Consider the following 15,475-nt stretch of genomic DNA (forward strand, 5'->3'; position numbering starts at 1 on the left):
GGGGATTCGGGATTCGGGATTGGCCAACAGCGACGCCATGCGCGCCGTTGCCGTTGCCGTTGCTGTGGCGAGTCCCCAATCCCGAATTTCCAATCCCGCGAGCGCAGCGCGCGCCGTTGCGAATCCCCAATCCCCAATGCCGAATCCCGTGTGCGGAGCACACCCATGAACGCCACCCTGCGCATCCTGGCCTGGTTGATCGCGGTGGCGCTGGTCGCGTTGCCGGTGGTGGCCGTGCTCAACGGGTGGGTGGGTGCGGAGCGATGGCCGTTGGCGAAGTTGCGGGTGTCCGGCGATTTCAAGCGGGTGCCGGCCGAAGAATTGCGCGCGGTGGTGTTGCCGTATGCGCGCTCGGGCTTTTTCGCAGTGAAGTTGCAGAACGCACAAGACGCCATCGCGCGGCTGCCGTGGGTGGAAAGCGCGCAGGTGCGCAAGCGTTGGCCGGACGTGCTGGAAGTACGCGTGACCGAGCACAAGCCGTTCGCGCGCTGGGGTACCGACCGCATGCTGTCCGAGCAGGGCCGGCTGTTCCGCACCCCGCCGTTGTTGAAGGATTTCAAGCTGCCGCAGCTCGGCGGCCCGGACAGCAAGACCCAGGACGTGGTGGCGCTCTACAACGAGTCGCGCGCGCTGTTCGCGCCGACCGGGCTGGATGTGGATCGCCTGGAGATGGACGCCCGCGGCAGCTGGTCGCTGGGCCTGAGCAACGGCGTGCAGATCGTGATCGGCCGTGACGATGCCCGCGCCCGCCTGCAACGCTTCGCCCGCGTGCTGCCGCAACTGGCCGACCCGCAACGCCCGATCGCCCGCGCCGACCTGCGCTACACCAACGGCTTCACGGTCGAACGGCGAATGGAGAATGGGGAGTCGGGAATGGATAAAAAGCCAAAGCCAGTGTCGCCCGCTGCGCCGCACACGCTTGTCCTGAACTCTCCCCGCATCCGTGCACCGCTGTTGACCATTCCCCATTCGCTATTCCCTATTCCCGGCTTTAAGACATGAACCGCAAAGGCGACAAATCCCTCATCGTTGGACTGGACATCGGCACCTCCAAGGTCGTCGCGCTGGTCGGCGAGTACTCGCCCGGCAATCCGATCGAAGTGATCGGCATCGGTTCGCATGAATCGCGCGGTCTCAAGCGCGGCGTGGTGGTGGATATCGAGTCCACCGTACAGTCGATCCAGCGCGCGGTCGAAGAAGCCGAGCTGATGGCCGGCTGCGAAATCCGCTCGGTGTACGCGTCCATTTCCGGCAATCACGTGCAGTGCAAGAACTCGCCCGGCATCGTGCCGATCCGCGACGGCGAAGTGACCTGGAGCGATCTGGAGCGCGTGCTCGATGCCGCCAAGGCCGTGGCCATTCCCGCCGACCAGCGCATCCTGCATGCGATCCCGCGCGAGTACGTGCTGGACGATTCGCAGGAAGGCATCCGCAACCCGGTCGGCATGACCGGCGTGCGCCTGGAGGTGCACGCGCATCTGGTGGTGTGCGCGCAGTCGGCCGCGGCCAACATCACCAAATGCGTGCAGAAGTGCGGCCTGCAGGTGGACGACCTGGTGCTGTCGTCGCTGGCTTCCTCGGTGGCGGTGTTGACCGCCGACGAGCGGGAACTGGGCGTGGTGCTGGTGGATATCGGCGCCGGCACCACCGATCTGGCGGTGTACGTGCAGGGTGCGATCTGCCACACCGCTTCGCTGCCGATCGCCGGCGACCACGTCACCAACGACATCGCGCACATGCTGCGCACGCCCACGCCGGAAGCCGAGCAGATCAAGGTGCGTTACGCCTGCGCACTGGCGCAGCTGGCCACCGCTGAGGAAAGCATCCAGGTGCCGTCGGTGGGCGACCGCCCGCCGCGACGCATGCCGCGGCATGCGCTCGCGCAGGCAGTGCAGGGCCGTTACGAGGAAATCTTCGAGATGGTGCAGGCCGAACTGCGCCGTTCCGGCTTCGAGGAAATGGTGCGCGCCGGCATGGTGCTCACCGGCGGCGCCTCGAAGATGGAAGGCGTGGTCGAACTGGCCGAAGAAATGCTGCAGATGCCGGTGCGCGTGGGCATTCCGCAGCACGTCACCGGCCTGGGTGAGGTCGTCGGCAACCCGGTGCACGCCTCCGGCGTGGGCCTGCTGCTGATGGGCAGCCAGATCGAACACCCGCGTCGCCCGTCGATCCCGACCGGACGCGCGGGCAGCTTGTTCAAGAAATTGAAGAACTGGTATCGCGGCGAATTCTGAGGAGCCGGGATTCGGGATTTGGGATTGGCAAGAGCGAAAGAAAAGCAAAGCGGCGGCGAAGATAAGTGGAGAGCGGTGAGCGGGTAGGCGGTAAACTTTTTTGCAGGCATTGCGTCGAGGAGTAGGTGCGGTGAGTCGTAGAGCGCAACAGCGCATCCATGGCCCAGGCACACGAATCCCGACTTTCAAACAACAACACTCGCCGTGATGCGGAGTGGGCAGGGACCCTCGCTTTTGCGAATCCCCACTCCCCAATCCCGGCTCAAGAGGACACTGACATGGCACATTTTGAACTGATCGAAAAGATGGCTCCCAACGCGGTCATCAAGGTTGTTGGCGTAGGCGGCGGCGGCGGCAACGCGGTCGCGCACATGGTCAACACCAACGTCGATGGCGTGGAATTCATCACCGCCAACACCGACTCGCAGGCGATCAAGAACTGCGGCGCCAAGCTGCAGCTGCAGCTCGGCACCAACGTCACCAAGGGCCTGGGCGCCGGCGCCAATCCGGAAGTCGGCCGTCAGGCGGCGCTGGAAGATCGCGAGCGCATCATGGACGCGCTGCAGGGCGCGGACATGGTGTTCATCACCGCCGGCATGGGCGGCGGCACCGGCACCGGTGCTGCACCGGTCGTTGCGCAGCTGGCCAAGGAAATGGGCATCCTGACCGTGGCCGTGGTCACCAAGCCGTTCCCGTTCGAAGGCCGTCGCCGTATGCAGGTCGCGCTGAAGGGCATCGAGGAACTGAGCCAGCATTGCGACTCGCTGATCACCATCCCCAATGAAAAGCTGATCACCGTGCTCGGCCGCAACGCCACCATGATCCAGGCCTTCCGCGCTGCCAACGACGTGCTGCAGGGCGCCGTGCAGGGCATCGCCGATCTGATCGTGCGTCCGGGTCTGATCAACGTCGACTTCGCCGACGTGCGCACTGTGATGTCGGAAATGGGCCTGGCCATGATGGGCACCGGTTCGGCTCGCGGCGACGATCGCGCACAGGCAGCTGCCGAAGCCGCCATCCAGAACCCGCTGCTGGACGACGTCAACCTGGCCGGTGCCAATGGCATCCTGGTCAACATCACCGCCGGCCCGGACTTCACCATGTCCGAGTTCGATGAGATCGGCCGCACCATCGAAGCCTTCGCTTCGGAAGACGCGACCGTGGTCGTCGGCACCGTGCTCGACCCGGATATGCAGGACGAAGTGCGCGTGACCGTGGTGGCCACCGGCCTGAACCGTGCCGTCGCCCGCCAGACCCAGCGTCCGGACCAGCGCGCGCCGATCAAGCTGGTGCGCAACGCCACCACCGGCCAGCCGGAATTCGGCGACTTCGACACCACCAGCGGCGACGCGGTGTCCAAGGCCGTCGGCGGCAGCATGGGCCTGGGCCTGCGCCGTCCGAGCAGCGACTCGGTCGGCAGCAGCCACAGTGCCGGCAATGCCGCACCGCCGGCTGCAGACCTGCCCAACGATTACCTGGATATCCCGGCGTTCCTGCGCCGCCAGGCCGACTGATGGGCGTCGGCTACGTCGCTACGGCGGCGTAGCCCGTCCGACCCGACAGCTGTCGGGGCTGCCATGTCATGTCCTCTTCTGCCGGATCGGTCACGATCCGGCAGCTTTTGCAGTGGCAAGACAGCGGTATGACACCTTTCCTCACGCGCAACTTGTTAAAATTCGGATAATCTCACTGGATTAGACAGTCTGTTCAGCGTCTGTCTGCATCGTTCCCCCAGACTTCGCACATGACCCAGCAACGCACTCTCAAGAACACCATTCGCGCCACCGGCGTCGGCCTGCATAGCGGCGACAAGGTGTACATGACGCTACGACCGGCCCCGGTCGATCATGGCGTGGTGTTCCGGCGTGTGGACCTGGAACCGGTCGTCGAAGTCCCCGCCGATGCCGAGCTGGTCACCGAGACCACGCTGTGCACAGGCCTGACCTGCAACGGCGCCAAGATCCAGACCGTCGAACACCTGATGTCGGCACTGGCCGGCCTGGGTGTGGACAACGTCATCGTCGAACTGTCCTCGGCCGAGCTGCCGATCATGGACGGTTCGTCCGGCCCGTTCGTGTTCCTGCTGCAGTCTGCAGGGATCGTCGAGCAGAACAAGGCCAAGCGCTTCATCCGCATCAAGCAGACGGTGGAAGTGCGCGAGGGCGACAAGGTTGCGCGTTTCGAGCCGTACGACGGCTACAAGTTGGGCTTCACCATCGAATTCAATCACCCGATGATCCCGGCCAAGCAATCGCGCCAGGAAATCGAGTTCTCCACCTCGGCCTACGTCAAGGAAATCTCGCGCGCCCGGACCTTCGGTTTCATGCGCGACCTTGAGTACATGCGCGAGCGCAATCTGGGCCTGGGCGGTTCGATGGACAACGCCATCGTGCTGGACGAGTTCCGCGTGCTCAACGAGGATGGCCTGCGCTACACCAACGAATTCGTGCGCCACAAGATCCTGGATGCCATCGGCGACCTCTATCTGGCTGGCGGCGCCATCCTGGGCGCCTATGAAGGTTTCAAATCCGGCCATGCGCTCAACAACAAGCTGGTGCGCGCGTTGCTGGCGGATCAGGCCGCCTGGGAATGGGTCAGCTTCCCCGAAGGCACCGAGCAACCGCCGGTGACCTACGCCAGCCCCGTCTACGCCTGAGAACGCCACCCCTGCCGCGTCGCTTTCGGGTTGATGCGGCCCTGCCAGGCGGCGCTGGCCCCCGCCTGCGTTCTGCCAACCCCTGCACTTGCCTGACGACCGCTCGCCGACTGCGCTCACTGCCTGACGATGAGTCAGGGAATGCCGCAATTGGCATCGAAAGTGTGAACCTGGTCGAATTTCGTCCCGCGCCTTAACTTTTATTTAAGACTTCTCTAACTCCTGCGGGCGCCATGACCGCTAGGATGCGTCGGGTCGTGCGTGGTCTTCGCAATCTTTTCACGCGCTGCTGGCCGCCCGGAGACGACGGCAAGGATGTCACCGCTTGGTCGGCAAGACGTCCTGCAGGGATGCCAGTGCCTCGCGCAGACCCTTGTGCGTGGCTTCGGACACCGGCCGTGGACGGTCGCGGTTCTGCTGTGTTGGGGAATGCAGCGGAGTGCTTGCCGTCTTGACGGTCACTGCGGTGGCCTTCAACCCGATGGATCGGGCCGCATCAAGAAGTTGGGTCTCGGCGAGCCGCACCTTGGCATGCCAGATCGGTGAATCAACCAGAAAAACGAGCTGTTCGCCTCGGACATTGGCCAACCGGCAACGGGTCGCCAGATGGGGCGGTAACAGGGGGCGCAACTGCCGGTCCAGCGCATCGAGCCACAAGGCTCGACGCAAGGGGTCGCCAGCCTTTTCACCCAGCGCGGCCTCGATGGCCTGCTGCGGAGCGGAAGGGTTGCGTGCGTTGGACTTGGGCTTGGACATGACACTCATATGGCGTTGAAGAAAGTTGTAATCAAATCTCGCGAAACCCGGGTACAGCGTGTAGCCCGACAGTTCCAGGGCTTTGCCGCGGATCGACCGATGGTCGTCCTCGGCGCCGTGCTTGGGCTGGGCATGTTGATTGGCGTCGGCGCAAGCACCGCCACCGGCATGGTGACCAATTCCGCGCTGCAGGCCAAGGTCGCGCAGCAACAGGCCGAGCTGGCCCAGGCGCAGCGCGCCTCGCAGGCGCAGGTCAATGCACTGGCCGCACGCATGGGCGAGCTGCAGGCGCAGGCCACCCGCCTCAACGCGTTGGGCGAGCGGCTGACCGAAATGGGCAAGTTGAAGGATGGCGAGTTCGACTTCGACGCGCCGGTCGGCGTCGGTGGCGGCGACGAGCCGGTCAGCGACATGCCGGTGGAAACGCTCAAGCAGACGCTGGGGCAGGTCGAACAGCAGTTCTCCGCCTCCGGCCAGCAACTGAACGTGCTGGCTTCGCTGATGTTCGATCATCAGCTCGAGCAGAATTCGGTGCCATCGCGGATGCCGATCCGCAACACCTATATCACTTCGGGCTTTGGTGGCCGCGCCGATCCGTTCGACGGCGGCTCGGCCTTCCACAAGGGTGTGGACTTCCACGCCAACGTGGGCGACCCGGTGATGTCGGTCGCCGATGGCGTGGTCAGCTACGCCGGTGTGCGTGGCGGCTACGGCAACGTGGTGGAAGTGGACCATGGCAACGGCTACGTGACCCGCTACGCGCACAACTCGCGCCTGGTGGTGAAGGTGGGCGATCTGGTACGTGCCGGGCAGCAGGTGGCCAGGGCCGGTTCCAGTGGCCGTTCCACCGGTGCGCACGTGCACTTCGAGGTCTGGGCCGATGGTCGCGTGGTCAATCCGCGCAAGTTCCTGGGCGACACCAACACGCCGGTAGGGCGCCGAGGGCGCGGTTGACGAAGGCACGGCACGCTCCGGCGGAGGTGCTTGATTCGTGAAGGCTCGCCCCAAGCTACAATAGGGTGTTGCCATGACAGGGCGCAGTGCGCCCTGTTTCGTTTACGGCGGTCGGGTCTTGGGACCGGCGTCGGTCAAACCGTTCCTTTTCAACCGGTTTCTTCAATGATCAACAGTCTGCTTACCCGTGTCTTTGGCAGTCGTAACGAACGCCAGCTGCGCCAGCTCACCCGCCTCGTCGCCCAGATCAATGCGCTGGAGCCGACGATCGAGAAGCTCTCCGACGCCGAGCTGCAAGCCAAGACCCCGGAGTTCAAGCAGCGGCTTGCCACCGGGCAGTCCCTGGACAAGATTCTTCCCGAAGCCTTTGCGGTGTGCCGCGAGGCCAGCCGTCGCGTGCTGGGCATGCGCCACTACGACGTGCAGCTGATCGGCGGCATGGTGCTGCATCTGGGCAAGATTGCCGAGATGCGCACCGGCGAAGGCAAGACCCTGGTGGCGACCCTGCCGGTGTACCTCAACGCGCTGCAGGGCGAAGGCGTGCATGTGGTCACGGTCAACGACTACCTGGCGCGCCGCGACGCTGCGCAGATGGGCAAGTTGTACAACTGGCTGGGCCTGAGCGTGGGCGTGGTGTATCCGGGCATGCCGCATAGCGACAAGCGCGAGGCCTATGGCAGCGACATCACCTACGGCACCAATAACGAATTCGGCTTCGACTACCTGCGTGACAACATGGCGCTGTCGCGCGCCGATCGCTACCAGCGCAATCTGCACTACGCGATCGTCGACGAAGTCGACTCGATCCTGATCGACGAAGCGCGCACCCCGTTGATCATTTCCGGCCCGGCCGACGAATCGCCGGAGCTGTACATCCGCGTCAACCGCATCGTGCCGCAGCTGACCAAGCAGGAAAGCGAAGAAGGCGAGGGCGATTACTGGATCGACGAGAAGGGCAAGCAGGTGCATCTGTCCGAGGCGGGCATGGGCCACGCCGAAGAACTGCTGATGCAGGCCGGCATCCTGGAAAACGCCGAAGACGGCCTGTACGCCGCGCAGAACCTGAGCGTGGTGCATCACCTCAACGCCGCACTGCGCGCGCATGCGATCTACCAGCGCGACGTGGATTACATCGTGCGCGATGGCGAAGTGGTGATCGTGGACGAATTCACCGGCCGCACCCTGTCCGGGCGTCGCTGGTCCGACGGCCTGCACCAGGCGGTCGAAGCGAAGGAAGGCGTGCCGGTACAGCGCGAGAACCAGACGCTGGCCAGCATCACCTTCCAGAACCTGTTTCGCATGTACAAGAAGCTGTCCGGCATGACCGGTACGGCCGACACCGAAGCCTACGAATTCCAGAGCATCTACGGCCTGGAAGTGGTGGTGATCCCGACCAACCGCCCGACCGTGCGCAAGGACCATCCGGACCAGGTCTTCCTCAACCGCAAGGGCAAGTTCAATGCGGTGCTGGCCGACATCGAAGACTGCGCCAAGCGCGGCCAGCCGGTGCTGGTGGGTACTACCTCGATCGAGACCTCGGAGATGCTGTCCGAGCATCTGCGCAAGGCCGGCGTGAAGCACGAAGTGCTCAACGCCAAGCAGCACGAGCGCGAAGCGACCATTGTGGCCAACGCCGGCCAGCCGGGTGCGGTGACCATCGCCACCAACATGGCCGGTCGCGGTACCGACATCGTGCTGGGCGGTTCGCTGGAGTCGGAGTATCACGCGCTGGGCGAGGATGCGACCGAGGACGCGCGCTTCACGATCAAGACCGATTGGCAGCGTCGGCATGACGCGGTCAAGGCGGCCGGCGGCCTGCACATCATCGGTACCGAGCGTCACGAATCGCGGCGTATCGACAACCAGTTGCGCGGCCGCGCCGGCCGTCAGGGCGACCCGGGTTCGTCGCGCTTCTATCTGTCGCTGGAAGACAACCTGATGCGCATCTTCGCCTCGGACTGGGTCCAGAAGGCGATGCGCATGATGGGCATGAAGGAAGACGACGTCATCGAAGATCGCCTGGTCAGCCGGCAGATCGAGAAGGCCCAGCGCAAGGTGGAAGCGCATAACTTCGACATCCGCAAGAACCTGCTGGACTTCGACGACGTCAACAACGATCAGCGCAAGGTGATCTACGCGCAGCGCGACGAGTTGCTGGATGCCGAGTCGGTGAAGGACAACGTCGATGGCATCCGCGGCGATGTGATCTATGACCTGGTCGCCCGCTTCGTGCCGCCCAATTCGGTGGACGAGCAGTGGGACCTGCAGGGGCTGGAAGCCACGCTGGAATCGGAGCTGGGCATGCCGATGGCGTTGCGCGAAATGGCGCGCACGCAGGAAGAACTGGACGCCGAGCAGATCGCCGCCAAGGTACAGGCCGCGGTGGATGCGCACTTCGCCGAGAAGGAAGCGGCGGTGGGCAACGACACCATGCGCGCGCTGGAAAAGCACGTGATGCTGACCGTGCTCGATCAGGGCTGGAAGGAGCATCTGGCCAAGATGGATTACCTGCGCCAGGGCATCTATCTGCGTGGTTACGCGCAGAAGCAGCCCAAGCAGGAATACAAGAAGGAAGCCTTCGAGCTGTTCTCCGAGATGCTGGAGAACGTCAAGCGCGAAGTGGTGAACCTGCTGGCACGCGTGCGCATCCGCAGCGAAGAGGAAGTGGCCGAGCTGGAAGAACAGGAGCGTCTGCAGGCACAAGCACGCCTGATGGCCTCGCAGTTCCAGCACCAGGATGCCGGCGGCTACGGCGCCGACGAGGAAGTGGAGCAGATGCAGGGCGGCAACGCACCGGTGCCGGTGTCGCAGGTCACACGTGACGAGCCCAAGGTGGGCCGTAACGATCCGTGCCCCTGCGGCAGCGGCAAGAAGTACAAGCACTGCCACGGTCAGCTCAGCTGAGCTGAGCTGACCGTGGTGCAGCCCGCTTGGCGGGCTGCACACCCAGCGTCCGCTGCGCGGACGCTGGGTGCACGGTCCTTGCTTCCGATCCCCGCGCCGTTGGCGCGCCCCCTTACCAAAGGGGCTCTGCTTACGGATGGGATCCCTGGGGGCGCTTGAAGCAGGAAAGGGGATGTCGCAGGCCGGATCCGAGGCCACACTTAGGTTTCGTGCCTTTGGCCAAATTTCTGCCAACGGCCTCTTTGCCAACGGCGTGGCCTGCATCGTTGCCAGGTCATGCCTGGAAACCACGGCACAGACGCCAGAAGAGTTCGAGGAGCTCGATGAGTTCTGTCCCGGTGCGCCTCGGCCTGGCAGGTTCGTTACCCGCTTGTCCATCGCGCACGGGTGCCAACTGCGCCCCGCTGCATGCAAGCTTCCCCGCCTGCGCCACTGCGGGGCGTATGCTCGATCCATATCCTGCGGGGAGTGCGGTCATGACGCTGCTGTCCAGCCAGCAATTGAAAGTGTTTGTGCCTGCGCGCGATTACGCGCTGTCGCAGCGGTTCTATCGTGCGCTGGGCTTCGTGCAGGAGGACGAGGTGGGCAACGTGACCTGCTTTCGGCACGGTGCGCACTGCGCGTTCCTGCTGCAGGATTTCTATGTGCGTGAGCTGGCCGAAAACCTGATGCTGCATCTGTGGGTGGACGATGCCGATGGGTGGTGGCAGCACGTGCATGACCTGGGGTTGGATGAGCAGTTCGGTGTGAGCTTTAGCGCGCCGGAAGACCGGCCCTGGGGCGCGCGCGATTTCACCCTGCACGATCCCAGTGGCGTGCTGTGGCGGATCGGGCAGCCGCTGTAGGAGTGAATCGGGAATCGGGAATGGGGAATTGCTAAGGCGGAATTGCAAAGGCAGGCACGGTGCGTGCTTCGACCAATCCCGATTCCCGATTTCCGAATCTCTATTCCCAGCCCCCAAGCGATTGCGTTGAACCGCTCACTCGCGGCACTCTTGTTGCATGCCCGATTCCCTTCGCTCCATCCACGTCGTCGCCGGCGTGATCACCGACCCGCGCGGCCGGATCCTGCTGACGCGTCGTACCGAAACCCGCGACATGCCCGGCCTGTGGGAATTTCCTGGCGGCAAGCGCGAGCCCGGCGAAAGCTCCGAGCAGGCGTTGGTGCGCGAGCTCAATGAAGAACTCGGCATCGAGGCCCAGGTTGGCGAGTGGATCATGGACGTGCCGCAGCTGTATCCGGACAAGCGCCTGCGCCTGGAGGTGCGTCACATCACGTCCTGGAAAGGCAGCCCGCGCGGGCGCGAGGGCCAGGCGATGACCTGGGTGGCCGCCGACAAGCTCACCCGCTATTCGATGCCGCCGGCCGATGTGCCGGTAGTGGGTGTGCTGCGTCAGCCCGACCGCTATCTGATCACGCCCGAGCCCGACGACGATGCGCGCTGGCTGGAGGGCCTGGAGCGCGCGCTGCAGGACGGTGTGACCCGCATCCAGCTGCGCGGGCGCCAGGTCGCGCCGGCGCGTTGGCAGGCGTTGTTGCATCAGGTGCTGACCCTGCGCGGCCGTGCACGCGCACAGCTGTTGCTCAATCGCGATGTCGCACTGGCCGCGGAACTTGGAATCGGCGTGCATCTGGGATCGGAGCAGTTGGCCGGTTTGCAGGAACGTCCGCTGCCCGCAGAACAACCGGTGGCCGCTTCTTGCCATGGGTTGGAGGACTTGCGTCATGCGCAGCGGCTGGGCTGCGATTTTGCGGTGCTGGGCCCGGTGCAGGCCACCGCATCGCATCCGGATGCGACTCCGCTGGGATGGGACGGCTTCGAAACCCTGCGCGAGCAGGTGTCGTTGCCGATCTACGCACTCGGCGGCATGCAGGTGGCCGATCTGCGCGAAGCACGCTCGCATGGCGCGCAAGGCATTGCGGCAATTCGCTCGCTTTGGCCGCAGTGAGCGTGTCAGCATCCGCGCGCTAGCGTCTATCGCTTGATGACATTGTCGAAAGCAGTCGCATCGGCTGGACAATGACCTCACGTGGTGTGTGGGCGACTGCCGTCATCGCAGTGACTCTGCGCCAGGAGCGGCCGACAAACGCGCTGAGCAGCCATCGGAGGGTGCGGGCAGTGCTGATGGAACGGTGGAGTCAGGGTGGGCATACCGATCCCCCGACATCGGCTAGGCCCGCCTTGCAGTGAAACAGTGTTGCCCCACCTGAGTGTTGTCAGGGCCGACCGGAGATCACCAGGTGCTTGAACTCTCGCTGGAAACGAGCGCGGAACTCGACCGTCTGTGCGCGCTGGGCGATCGGCATGCCGAAGCGGGCGATTTTCCTTCGGCGCTGGAGGCGTATTGGTCGGCCTGGAACGTGTTGCCCGATCCCAAGCAGGACTGGCGGGCGGCGACGTGGATACTCGCTGCGGTCGGCGATGCCAATTTTCGCAGTGGAGATTTCACGGCAGGTCGCGACAACCTGTCCCATGCCATGCAGTGCCCTGGCGCACTTGGGAACCCGTTCATCCATCTGCGACTTGGGCAGTGCCAGCTTGAGCTTGGCAATCTTGATCGCTCGGCAGATGAGCTCATGCGGGCTTACATGGGGGACGGCCCCGACGTTTTCGCCAGCGAGGATCCCAAGTATCTGGAGTTCCTGAGGACGCGTGCAAACGGGATTGAATTGCCTCGCAAGACGTCCAGGTGGAAGTTCTGGAAGTGAGTGCTCGCCATCCCTCACGCCGATGCCGTTTTGGAGAGCGCCCACCGCAGGCCTCGGTCGGGCTTAAAACGTCACCCAAAAGCAGTTGTATTGCCGGCGCAGGCGCAACACGCTGCGCGCGGGGGTGCCGCTGGCAAGGTTCTGTTCCAGGCGCAGGCCCCATGGGCGCGGGCGTGTGGGCGCGGGCAATGGCGCATCGATCGCGCTGCCGTCCAGCGATGGAGTTGCCGCGGCGGTGTCTGTATCCCAGGTAGGTGTCCCGGTCTGCGGATACATCGGTGCGATGTCCAGCAGCGGGCGTTGCACGATGGCTTCCAGCCGGCTCAGTACCTGGTTGGCCGCCGCGTCGGATTGCCCGCTCCACAGGTACAGGCTGGACAGTCGATTGACGTCGCGACTGTCCACGGCGCTTTGCAGCAGCGACACCAATTCGCTCAGCCGGCGCGGGCAGCCATAGCGGTGCAGCCCGGTATTGCCTTGCGTGCGCGGGGCCGGTGGCGCGCGCATTGCGGCGCCCACGTCTTCGCAACGGCGGTCGGTGAACATGGTCTGGCCGTCCGGCGTGACGCAGCGACGGATCTCCTGTGCCTGCACGCGATTGGCCGCAGGCAGGCAGAGCAGCAACACCATCATTGGCAGGAAGCGAAACATCGGCGCAGCGTAGCCGGGCACGCGTGAGCTGGCGAGAAACGCGAGGGTCGCGCGCGCGTACGTGGTGTGGCCGGGCGCACCCGCATGCATTGAATCGTGTGTACCGGCAGGTTGCCGCAAGAGGGCCGAGCCTGTGGCCGCGCTCAGCGCCCGAGCAGCTGCAGCACCTGCGTGGTCGGCTTGGCCAGGTTGAGCGTGTAGAAGTGCAGGGCCGGTGCGCCGCCGGCGATCAGGCGCTCGCACAGGCTGGCCACCACTTCTGCACCGAAGGCGCGCACCGCGTCGGCGTCGTCGCCGTAGGACTGCATCTTCTTGCCGATCCAGCGCGGGATCTCTGCGCCGCATTGCTCGGAAAAACGCCGCAGCTGCGAGAAATTGGAGATCGGCATGATGCCGGGAACGATCGGCACCTCCACGCCCATGCGCTGCACTGCATCGCGAAAATGGAAGTAGGCATCGGCGTTGTAGAAATACTGGGTGATCGCCGCATCCGCACCGGCATCGACCTTGGCCTTGAAATAGCGCAGGTCGCTCAAGGCATCGACCGCTTGCGGATGGGTTTCCGGATACGCGCCGACCTCGATCCGGAAGGCATCGCCGTGCTCGGCGCGGATGAAGGCGATCAGGTCCGAGGCATAGCGCAGGTCGCCCGGGTGTCCCATGCCCGAGGGCAGGTCGCCACGCAGCGCAACGATGCGGGTGCAGCCGATGGCGCGATACAGCTTGAGCAGTTCGCGGATCTCCTCGCGGCTGCCGCCGACACAGGACAGGTGCGGCGCTGCCTCGAAGCTGTGCTTCTGCTTGAGATGGCGCACTGTCTCGGAGGTGTAGCTGAGCGTGGAGCCGCCGGCGCCGAAGGTGCACGACACATATTCGGGCGCATAGCCCTTCAGCCGGGTCGCGGTGCGGTCCAGCTGCGCACGCTGGTCGTCGGTCTTGGGCGGGTAAAACTCGAAGCTGAGATGCGTCATCGCGGCGGGTCCGGCGGATCGTTTCCACATAATATCGCTTCATCGCGATGAATGCATATTTGGTAGCGGGTGTCCCGATCGATTGCGGGCGATGCCCGTGTGCAGGGACGACCGTATGGCCGGGGCTGCTTGCATGCGCCCGCAGCGCGGCGCGGCGTGCGCGCCAAGCTCGGCCACTCCGCGCCACGTCACCGGAGCGCGGCATGCAAGCGCAGGAAATGGATGTTATCGCCGAATCGTTGGGCCGCATCCGGGTTGCGTTGGCGCGAGTGTCGGCGATCTGGCTGTTGCCCTGGCCGAACAGCCCGGCGTGGATGGCAGCAAGTTGCTGAGCGACTTTGCGGCTCGGCTGCGATCGCGCCAGGACGATGGCACGTCCAAGGTGTTCGAAGCGATCCGCCAGTGCATCGACCAGGGCGTCGCTCCCGGGCAGGAGTGAGCATTGCCACGCGTGTCTGCTGTATGCAGGTGCGCATGATGCAGGCATGGTGTGCAGCGGCAGTGGCATCGCGCGCCCTACGCCGGGCATTTACATCTGCCTGCCTACACTGGGCGCCCCTTTGACGGAGCGCCTTGATGTCCGATACCACGATGACCGCCATCGCCATCCGCGATGGCAAGGGCGATGCCGATGCGCTGTATGCCACCGAGCAACCGCGCCCGCGTCCGGCGCCCGGGCAGGTGCTGATCCGCGTACATGCGGCGGGCATCAATCGCCCGGATCTGCTGCAGCGCGCCGGGCATTACCCACCGCCGCCCGGCGCGCCGGAAACGCTGGGTCTGGAAGTGGCCGGCGAGATCGTGGAGCCGGCCGGTCGCTGGAAGGCGGGCGACCGTGTATGCGCGCTACTTGGCGGTGGTGGCTATGCGCAATATGCCGCGGTCGATGCGCGGCATGTGCTGCCGATTCCCGCCGGCATGGACCTGGTGCATGCAGCCGCATTGCCGGAAACCCTCTTCACTGCCTACACCAATCTGTTCGAGCATGGCCGATTGGCGGCCGGTGAGTGGCTGCTGCTGCATGGGGCAACTTCAGGGATTGGCGTCACCGCGATCCAGATGGCCAAGGCGGCCGGTGCACATGTCTTGGCCACTGCGCGCTCGGCCGGCAAGGCGGCGCAGGCGCGCGAGCTGGGCGCCGATGTGGCTATCGATTCCACCAGCGAATCGTTTGTGGACGTGGCCAAGGCGCATGGCGGCGTGGACGTGGCGCTCGACATGGTGGGTGGCGCGGTGTTTGCCGATACGCTGGAAGCGCTCAACCCGCGCGGGCGCATCGTCTATATCGCCTCGCAGGCCGGTTCGACCATCGAGGTGCCGATTCCGCAGCTGATGCGCAAGCAGGCCATCCTGACCGGATCGACGTTGCGTCCGCGCACTGCCGACGAGAAGGCCCGCCTTGCTGCAGAAGTCGAGCGCGTGGTGTGGCCATGGATCGAACAAGGCCGGATTCGCGTGCTGATCGACAGGCGCTTCCCGCTTGGCGAGGCGGCCGCGGCGCATCGCTATCTGGAGCAGGGCAGCCATCTGGGCAAGGTGGTGCTGGAAATGTAGCCTCCGGTTGATCGTCGCTGCGATCTGTGCGGACCCAAGATCACCGAACGCGGCGGCAGGGTGACGCGGGCCGATATCACTTGCA

General features: G+C 64.9%; 14 protein-coding genes. 11 read left to right on the forward strand and 3 right to left on the reverse strand.

The window, feature by feature from the left end; genetic code table 11:
* Positions 1 to 165 precede the first annotated feature (165 nt).
* The 4 genes from FHY19_RS20450 (at position 166) to lpxC (ending at position 4,890) form a co-directional block, all read left to right on the forward strand.
* Complete coding sequence (locus FHY19_RS20450) at positions 166 to 1,002, forward strand: cell division protein FtsQ/DivIB (protein WP_259168190.1); 837 nt, start codon at positions 166 to 168, stop codon at positions 1,000 to 1,002.
* On the forward strand, positions 999 to 2,234 hold the full coding sequence (ftsA, locus tag FHY19_RS20455; RefSeq protein WP_003485272.1) for a cell division protein FtsA: 1,236 nt from the start codon (positions 999 to 1,001) through the stop codon (positions 2,232 to 2,234). Before FHY19_RS20450 ends, ftsA begins: the two co-directional genes overlap by 4 nt.
* A gap of 278 nt (positions 2,235 to 2,512) precedes the next feature.
* On the forward strand, positions 2,513 to 3,748 hold the full coding sequence (gene ftsZ / locus FHY19_RS20460) for a cell division protein FtsZ (RefSeq protein ID WP_259154542.1): 1,236 nt from the start codon (positions 2,513 to 2,515) through the stop codon (positions 3,746 to 3,748).
* 230 nt (positions 3,749 to 3,978) lie between these two features.
* Complete coding sequence (lpxC, locus tag FHY19_RS20465; RefSeq protein WP_259154535.1) at positions 3,979 to 4,890, forward strand: UDP-3-O-acyl-N-acetylglucosamine deacetylase; 912 nt, start codon at positions 3,979 to 3,981, stop codon at positions 4,888 to 4,890.
* A gap of 318 nt (positions 4,891 to 5,208) precedes the next feature.
* On the opposite strand, the gene FHY19_RS20470 is transcribed toward lpxC, so the two are convergent.
* The gene (locus tag FHY19_RS20470) at positions 5,209 to 5,655 is read right to left on the reverse strand and encodes a DUF721 domain-containing protein (RefSeq protein WP_259154532.1); all 447 of its coding nucleotides are present in this window, start codon (positions 5,653 to 5,655) and stop codon (positions 5,209 to 5,211) included.
* Here FHY19_RS20470 and FHY19_RS20475 point away from each other — a divergent pair, their 5' ends adjacent.
* The 5 genes from FHY19_RS20475 to FHY19_RS20495 all read left to right on the forward strand — a co-directional run bounded on the left by FHY19_RS20475 (position 5,656) and on the right by FHY19_RS20495 (position 12,214).
* Complete coding sequence (locus FHY19_RS20475) at positions 5,656 to 6,600, forward strand: M23 family metallopeptidase (protein WP_259154531.1); 945 nt, start codon at positions 5,656 to 5,658, stop codon at positions 6,598 to 6,600.
* Positions 6,601 to 6,765: 165 nt separating this feature from the next.
* Positions 6,766 to 9,504 carry a preprotein translocase subunit SecA gene (gene secA / locus FHY19_RS20480; RefSeq protein ID WP_259154529.1) on the forward strand — a complete coding sequence of 913 codons (2,739 nt, stop codon included), beginning with the start codon at positions 6,766 to 6,768 and terminating at the stop codon, positions 9,502 to 9,504.
* Positions 9,505 to 9,980: 476 nt separating this feature from the next.
* Positions 9,981 to 10,349 (forward strand): VOC family protein, encoded by a 369-nt coding sequence (locus FHY19_RS20485; protein WP_259154527.1) that lies wholly within the window; start codon positions 9,981 to 9,983, stop codon positions 10,347 to 10,349.
* A gap of 157 nt (positions 10,350 to 10,506) precedes the next feature.
* The gene (locus FHY19_RS20490; protein WP_259168193.1) at positions 10,507 to 11,454 is read left to right on the forward strand and encodes a Nudix family hydrolase; all 948 of its coding nucleotides are present in this window, start codon (positions 10,507 to 10,509) and stop codon (positions 11,452 to 11,454) included.
* Between the two features lie 292 nt (positions 11,455 to 11,746).
* The gene (locus FHY19_RS20495) at positions 11,747 to 12,214 is read left to right on the forward strand and encodes a tetratricopeptide repeat protein (RefSeq protein WP_259168194.1); all 468 of its coding nucleotides are present in this window, start codon (positions 11,747 to 11,749) and stop codon (positions 12,212 to 12,214) included.
* A 63-nt stretch (positions 12,215 to 12,277) separates the two neighbouring features.
* Here the strand turns inward: FHY19_RS20495 and FHY19_RS20500 are convergent, their stop codons facing one another.
* Positions 12,278 to 12,955 (reverse strand): hypothetical protein, encoded by a 678-nt coding sequence (locus tag FHY19_RS20500; RefSeq protein ID WP_259168196.1) that lies wholly within the window; start codon positions 12,953 to 12,955, stop codon positions 12,278 to 12,280.
* A gap of 53 nt (positions 12,956 to 13,008) precedes the next feature.
* Positions 13,009 to 13,836, reverse strand: coding sequence for a methylenetetrahydrofolate reductase [NAD(P)H] (metF, locus tag FHY19_RS20505; protein WP_259168198.1), 828 nt, complete (start codon positions 13,834 to 13,836; stop codon positions 13,009 to 13,011).
* Positions 13,837 to 14,146: 310 nt separating this feature from the next.
* Here metF and FHY19_RS20510 point away from each other — a divergent pair, with 310 nt between their 5' ends.
* Positions 14,147 to 14,275: a hypothetical protein gene (locus tag FHY19_RS20510; RefSeq protein WP_259168200.1), complete on the forward strand. Its 129-nt coding sequence runs from the start codon at positions 14,147 to 14,149 to the stop codon at positions 14,273 to 14,275.
* Positions 14,276 to 14,412: 137 nt separating this feature from the next.
* Positions 14,413 to 15,390, forward strand: coding sequence for an NAD(P)H-quinone oxidoreductase (locus FHY19_RS20515; protein ID WP_259168203.1), 978 nt, complete (start codon positions 14,413 to 14,415; stop codon positions 15,388 to 15,390).
* Positions 15,391 to 15,475: the final 85 nt, after the last annotated feature.

The sequence above is a fragment of the Xanthomonas sp. 4461 genome (genome assembly GCF_024806475.1).
In the GTDB taxonomy this organism is placed as follows: domain Bacteria; phylum Pseudomonadota; class Gammaproteobacteria; order Xanthomonadales; family Xanthomonadaceae; genus Xanthomonas; species Xanthomonas arboricola_F.

Bases quoted from the DNA above. Each gene is read 5' to 3' on its own strand.
- ftsZ (WP_259154542.1), top strand. From the start codon at position 2,513: ATGGCACATTTTGAACTGATCGAAAAGATGGCTCCCAACGCGGTCATC.
- FHY19_RS20475 (WP_259154531.1), top strand. From the start codon at position 5,656: ATGGCGTTGAAGAAAGTTGTAATCAAATCTCGCGAAACCCGGGTACAG.
- secA (WP_259154529.1), top strand. From the start codon at position 6,766: ATGATCAACAGTCTGCTTACCCGTGTCTTTGGCAGTCGTAACGAACGC.
- FHY19_RS20500 (WP_259168196.1), bottom strand. From the start codon at position 12,955: ATGCATGCGGGTGCGCCCGGCCACACCACGTACGCGCGCGCGACCCTC.
- FHY19_RS20515 (WP_259168203.1), top strand. From the start codon at position 14,413: ATGTCCGATACCACGATGACCGCCATCGCCATCCGCGATGGCAAGGGC.
- FHY19_RS20450 (WP_259168190.1), top strand. From the start codon at position 166: ATGAACGCCACCCTGCGCATCCTGGCCTGGTTGATCGCGGTGGCGCTG.
- FHY19_RS20490 (WP_259168193.1), top strand. From the start codon at position 10,507: ATGCCCGATTCCCTTCGCTCCATCCACGTCGTCGCCGGCGTGATCACC.
- metF (WP_259168198.1), bottom strand. From the start codon at position 13,836: ATGACGCATCTCAGCTTCGAGTTTTACCCGCCCAAGACCGACGACCAG.
- ftsA (WP_003485272.1), top strand. From the start codon at position 999: ATGAACCGCAAAGGCGACAAATCCCTCATCGTTGGACTGGACATCGGC.
- lpxC (WP_259154535.1), top strand. From the start codon at position 3,979: ATGACCCAGCAACGCACTCTCAAGAACACCATTCGCGCCACCGGCGTC.
- FHY19_RS20470 (WP_259154532.1), bottom strand. From the start codon at position 5,655: ATGAGTGTCATGTCCAAGCCCAAGTCCAACGCACGCAACCCTTCCGCT.
- FHY19_RS20485 (WP_259154527.1), top strand. From the start codon at position 9,981: ATGACGCTGCTGTCCAGCCAGCAATTGAAAGTGTTTGTGCCTGCGCGC.